General features: G+C 66.3%; 3 protein-coding genes. 1 reads left to right on the forward strand and 2 read right to left on the reverse strand.

What is annotated here, in order from left to right; genetic code table 11:
- Nucleotides 1-2504 (reverse strand): amino acid adenylation domain-containing protein (locus B0T44_RS25740; RefSeq protein ID WP_139795370.1); only part of this gene is annotated, 2504 nt, incomplete at its 3' end.
- 766 nt (nucleotides 2505-3270) lie between these two features.
- Complete coding sequence (locus tag B0T44_RS25745; RefSeq protein WP_077121858.1) at nucleotides 3271-3696, reverse strand: PPOX class F420-dependent oxidoreductase; 426 nt, start codon at nucleotides 3694-3696, stop codon at nucleotides 3271-3273.
- Between the two features lie 749 nt (nucleotides 3697-4445).
- Between B0T44_RS25745 and B0T44_RS25750 the strand changes: the two genes are divergently transcribed.
- A partial coding sequence (locus B0T44_RS25750) for a WXG100-like domain-containing protein (protein ID WP_139795371.1) occupies nucleotides 4446-6261 on the forward strand: 1816 nt, incomplete at its 3' end.

Below are 6261 nucleotides of genomic sequence, written 5' to 3' on the forward strand. Positions count from 1 at the left end.
AGGTCGGGACGCCCGCGATAGCAACGCGCCAGCTGACGACCGGACAGATACAGTTCGCCCGGCGCGCCGATCGGGGCCGGGCGCAGCCGCGAATCCAGCACGTAGACGCCGACATTCCATTCCGGGATACCGATCGGCACCGTTGTGGTGTCGGCGTCCGTGGCCTCCCAGTACGTGACCGATACGGCCGCCTCGGTGGGGCCGTACAGGTTGTGCAGACCAGCCGGGGTGAGCGCCCGGAACGCGGCCGCGGTCTCCGGCGGCAGCGCCTCACCGATCACGAACACCCCACGCAGCGACGCGATCTGCGCTGCGGTGGCGTGGGAGACGAACACCGTGAGCATCGACGGCACGAAGTCGGTGAACGTCACCCGATGCCGTTCGATCATCTGCGCCACATACAGCGGGTCCCGATGCCCGTCCGGGGTGGCGACGACCAGTTTCGCGCCCACCATCAGCGGCAGGAAATAACCCCACAGCGATACGTCGAACGTGGTCGCGGTCTTCTGCAGGTACACGTCGTCGGCGGTGAGCCGGTATTCGTCCAGCATCCACAGTTGCTGGTTGACGATCGCGTGATGGGTGACGGCGACGCCCTTCGGGCGGCCGGTGGAACCCGAGGTGTAGATGACGTAGGCGGTGTTGTCCGGGCGCAGCGGTGCGAGCCGGTCGACGTCGGTCACCGGTTCGTCGGAGAACTCCGCGGTGTCCAGGGTGTCGATGTGCACCCGCCGCACCGATTCTGGCAACTCCAGTTCATCGGTCGACACCGTCAGCACACACACCGGGTCGGCGCTGCCGAGGATGTAGGCGGTGCGTTCGGCCGGGTGATCCGGGTCGATCGGCACATACGCGCCACCGGCCTTCAGCACCGCGTGCATGCCGATGACCAGTTCCAGCGACCGGCGCATCCCGAGCGCGACCAGCGACTCCGGTCCCACCCCGTCGGCGATCAGATACCGGGCCAACCGGTTCACCCGTGCGCCGAATTCGGCGTAGGTGAGAGTCCGGCCCTCGAAGTCGAGGGCGGTATTGTCCGGGGTCAGCGGGATCTGCGCGTCCAGCAGCGCGGGCAGCGTGGTGGTCGGCACCTCATGCGCCGCATCGTTGAACTCCTGCACCGACTCGGTGCGCTCGGCGGCCGTGGTGAGCTCGAGCTGCCAGACCGCTGTGTCGGCGTCCGCGGCGAGGAACCGGTCGAAGAACTCCAGGAATCGGCCGTGATGGCGGCCCGCTTCCTCCTGGGTGTAGAGGTTCGGGTTGGTCTCGAAGTCGATATGGTTCCTGGTGCCCGCCACCGACTGGTAGAAGTTGACACCCAGATCCTCGATACTGCCGGTGGACAGCACATGGAATTCGCCGAGCATCTCGCCCATGACGACTTCGTTGTGGAACAACATGATGTTGACCCACGGTCCGAAGAACTCGGTGGTCACCACGCCGTCGCCCGCTGCGTCGCGGCGGATGTCCTCATGTCGGTAACGCTGATGCCGCAGCGCCCCCGATACCGCGACCTGCACCTCTTTCAACAGGTCGGTCACGGTCGTTTCGTGGCCAACATGCAGCCGCAGCGGCACGATATTCGACGAAACACCGCCGGAGCGGCGCATCGCGGCCGTGGTGCGCGCGGTCACCGGCAGGCTGAGGATGACGTCCTCGACGCCGTTCCACTGCGCCAGGTACGCCGCGAACGCCGCCAGCAGCAGCCCCGATGGCGCGGTGTCGTGGCGCTGCGCCGCAGCCTCCAGCAGCGTGTCCTGCTCCGGTGACAGCTGTCCCTTCGCGACGTCGTTGATCGCGGACGGGGCGGCGGACCGGCCGGTCAGGCTGGTTCCTTCCTCCAGCCCGTCGACCCGTTCGGCCCAGTACTCCCGGTCGGCGGCGAACCGTTTGCTCTCCCGGTAGGCCATCTCCTGGTCGTAGAGAGTGCGCAGGTCGGTGGCCTTGAACTCGGGCGGCTCGTTACCGGCCAGGTAGGCGGTGTAGAGCTCGGCAACCCGTTTCATATAGGTCATGGCCGCGAAGCCGTCGAGCACGATGTGGTGGGCGCGCGCGTACCAGAACCAATGGTTATCGGCCAGCTGCAGTGCGGCGATGTTCATCAGGAGCTCGCCGCTGGTCAGCGACATCGGGCGGCTGTACTCGGCGATCATCCACTCGCGGGCGGCCGCCTCCGGATCCGCTTCGCCACGGAAGTCGACATAGACGCATGACTCGGTGTCACCGATGGTGGGGTCGACATACTGCATCGGCTCACCGTCGCGCTCGACGATGCGCAGGAAGCCCGAGCCCAGCTCCAGCGACGCGGTGATGGTGGCCCGCTCCAGAATCGGGATGCTCAGCTCGCCCCGGAGGTCGACGTACTGAGCGATGGTGATCGGTACCTGCGGATCGACATGCTGCGCATACCAGATACCCAGCTGTGCGGGAGACAGCGGAATCAGTTCACCGGGCACCCGTTCGCCACCCTCTGCACCGTTCCCGCCGTTATCCAGCCGGTTCAACCGTAACCTCGCTTCCGGAACACCACACAGGCGTTCCCCGACGACACTCGGATGAGACGCTCACCTGCCCAAGCGTGACGTCCCTGTTCCGAGCCCCAGTTCTCATAATCAGACAAAAATGTCCATTGGCACTATCTGTTAGCCAGGCCGGTCCTGTTACATGGCCCCGCCCACACCGATGCGCGCCCGTACGACGCAACCAGGAACCTCGCTGCTGATCACCGACTCAATCTACCGTCGTCCCGGCGAGCAACCAACAAAAGTCCATAGCTGATGAGCATAATCGCAGGTGATAACACAGGTGGCGAGATAAAGACATCTGGGCGGCAGCGAGAGCATCCGCCGCGGAAACCGATCCGAGCCGCTGGACTGCCGCCCGGACAGCCGTCTCCGCTCGGACGAGCGACGGGCCCGAACGAGTGAGGACTCCGCACCGGCATGCGCCGCCGGTCCGGGTTCGGACTCCACTCCCTAGCGGGAGCCGGGCTTCACCACCCGACGGGTACCGGCTTTTACCCTCCCCCGAACACTGATCGGAGCCGACTGTTGCGCCGTGGACGCTATGCACGACCGCGATGCCCTGGTCGCATGCCATGGCCTGCCGCAACGCTTGGCTACTACACCGTGGCCGCGATGCCGAGACTGTTATGCGCGGCTGCAACCGCCGGGGGCCGCAGTGCCCGTGGGCTGTTAAGCCTGGCCCGCACCGCTGTGGGGCGCAACGCCCGTAGCCTGCCGCAATCCCTTGGCTGCAATGCGGCGGCCGCTAAGCCGTGACATCGAAATGGGCGACGACCCGCGACGGCCGCACCCGCACCACCAACTCCCCCGGCACCCCGTTGCGCTTCCCGAACTCCTCCGCCCGATCCGGCCCCATATAACGGCCTCCGATCTCCGTCGCGGTCCGCAACAACTCGTCGGGATCCTCGCTCATTGTGACCGTCCCCTGGATCTGCACCGACGCATACGGCGGCTCCTCCAGATCCACACACAACGCGATCCGCCCGTCCCGGGCGAACGCCCTCCCCTTCATCGTCGACTTCCCGGTGTTGAACACCAACTCCTCTCCCTCCACAATGAACCAGACAGGCGTCACCACCGGCCGCCCATCCGCCGCCACGAACGCCACCTTCGCCGTTCGCGTGCCATGGGTGAGGAAATCGCGCACCGCGGTGTCGGTAAGTGAAACCATGCCATCAGCCTATGGGCCGCACCCCGGCAGTCGTTGCCATCACCGTCCGCTGCGATCGTCTCGTTACCCCCGCGACCTCACCTCTCTGCAGACGGCCCTCGCTGCCCGTGCAGGTCGTGCAACCGGTCGGCCTGCCGTCGGCACGGCTGCGCCCAGGCGGCCATCTACCCCGATGACCACCCCCGCCGGGCTTGGTGGCTACATCGATACATTGCGGTGACGTCGATCGGCCGATGTCTCCGCGGGCAAGGCAGGCACGTTACCCCGCGCATCTGCGCGGCGGCTACACCTCGAGGGTGGCGACGTCTACCTGGCAACGGCCAGCCGTGGCCGCCTCATCGATGAGGCACTCGCGTCCCGCCCAGCCTGTGGACACCACCGCAGGCCTCGAGTAAGAGGACTTCCGTTGAACATGTGGGCAGCAGGTGCCGGCACGCCGCGAACGGCGGTAGTGCACTCGCAGCTATGCCGAGCAGCACCGCACCCAACGCGGTGTTCACCTCGGCGCTGACCACGACCCCGGCGGCCTGCTCTGTCCACCGATCGGACCTGTCATGAAGCGGACTGAACCAGGGTGTAATAACCGCTGCGCAACTGGCGGCACATCCGACCCCACGGCCATCGACCCACTCTGCACACCGTCTCGCCGAATCAGTTCGATTTCAGTGGAACCGAATGTGGTTACGGTGCGTCCAAGTCGGTGTCGTAGTTTTCTGGGCACGCGCTGATGATCGAGGAGGGGTTCAGGGGTGGGTATCGAGATCCCCGAGGCGTTGCAGTGGGCAGCGAAATATGTTGTCGGCGCCGGTGACTGGCCTGAAGGCGACGAAACCGCGATGCGGCGCATGGCCGATGCCTACAACACCGCCGCCACCACACTCGACGACCTCGGCGACGACGCCCAGTTGGTGGTCAACCAGCTCCTGTCCGCGCTAGATGGCGAAACCGGCACCGCCATCGAAGAATTCTGGAAAACCCTCGCCGGCGACGGCGGCGCCCTCTCCGCGCTGACCGGGCTGGTGCGCGACCAAGCCGGTGTACTCGATGACGGCGCCAACGACATCGAACACACCAAGCTGATGATCATCGCCCAGTTGGTCATCTTTGCCATAGAAATGGCCGCCGCCCTGGCCGCCATGTCCACCGGTGTCGGTGCCCCCGCAGGCGCCGCCGCCGGAGCCGCCGCCCGGGTCGCCACCCAGACCGCGATCCGGCTCACGATGCGCCAGCTCCTGCAACGCATCCTCACCAACGTCGTCCAGCAAGCCGCCCTCGGTGTCCTCGAAGAAGGCGGCCTCGACCTCGGAATCCGCCTCCTGCAAGCCGCCAAAGGCGACCGCGAACTAGGCCGCGACGACTGGACCTCGGTCTGGCAGAGCTCCCTGTCCGGCGCCATCGGCGGCGCCCTGTCCGGCGGCCTCGGCCGCGACGGCGGCCTGACCAGCAACGTCGGTGAAGGCCCCGGCAACGCCGTGGTCGACCGCGGCAAGCAATTCCTCACCGACACCGCCACCGAAGCCGCCTCCGATATCGGCACCCAGTTGGCGATGGCCCCCATCACCGGCCAAGAAGTCGAAATCGGCCTCGACACCTTCACCAGCGCCGCCACCGGCGCCGCCCAAAATCAGCTCGATGGCGGCAACAACGGCGACCAGAACAACAACGATCCCGACAACGGCGACAACAACACCAACGAATCGGGCAACGACTCCGGCAACAACAGCGGGGACAACCCCGACAGCGGCGACTCGGGCAACAACGACAGCGGCGACAACAGCAATGGGGACAACAACACCAGCCCCCAGAACCAGAACACTGCCCCCGCCAGCACCAATACCGGCGATAACAGCGGCACTCAAACCCAGAGCCAGCCGCAAAACCAGAACCAGTCACAAACACAGAACCAGTCGCAGTCGCAGTCGCAGAACGAGACGAGCAGCAACCACCCCAGCGGCCACAACACCGGCAACCAGACCACCGCTACTGCCGAGACCGAGACAGGCGATACCAACAGCACCAGCGGCGACACAACCAGCAGCAACGGAACCGGCGACAACAACGCGCCCACCAACACCGGCGACAGCAGCAGCAACGGAACCGGTGCCGACAACAGCCCCGGCGATACCGGAACTCCGAGCCAGCCAACCACCCCACCTCAGGGCGAGACCCCACCCCCGAACAACTCCCAGTCCTCGGGCACCGACAGCCAACCCGGCACAACTGGTCAACCTTCCGCGCCGCAGAACCAGACCCCTCCGTCCACGCACGAGGACCCGGCCCCGCCGACTACCTCACCGGATTCGCCGCCACCGTCCACGCCCCAACATCAGGGCACACCATCAGCGCCGGACAACTCAAACGCGCCTGAAACCACAGGAAGTCCGACCACGACCGGCACCCCCAGCTCCCCCAACCTCCACACCGGCGCGCCCAGCTCCCTCACCCTGCACACCGACAACCCAGCAAACACCCAAACCCCCACCAATCAGCCCAGCCCCGCCACCACATCAACACCCGCCACCCCGAGCCCCTCGTCCCCCACCCAGCCACCGTCGCCCGCCCCCA

This window comes from Nocardia donostiensis (assembly GCF_002081715.1).
In the GTDB taxonomy this organism is placed as follows: Bacteria; Actinomycetota; Actinomycetes; order Mycobacteriales; family Mycobacteriaceae; genus Nocardia; species Nocardia donostiensis.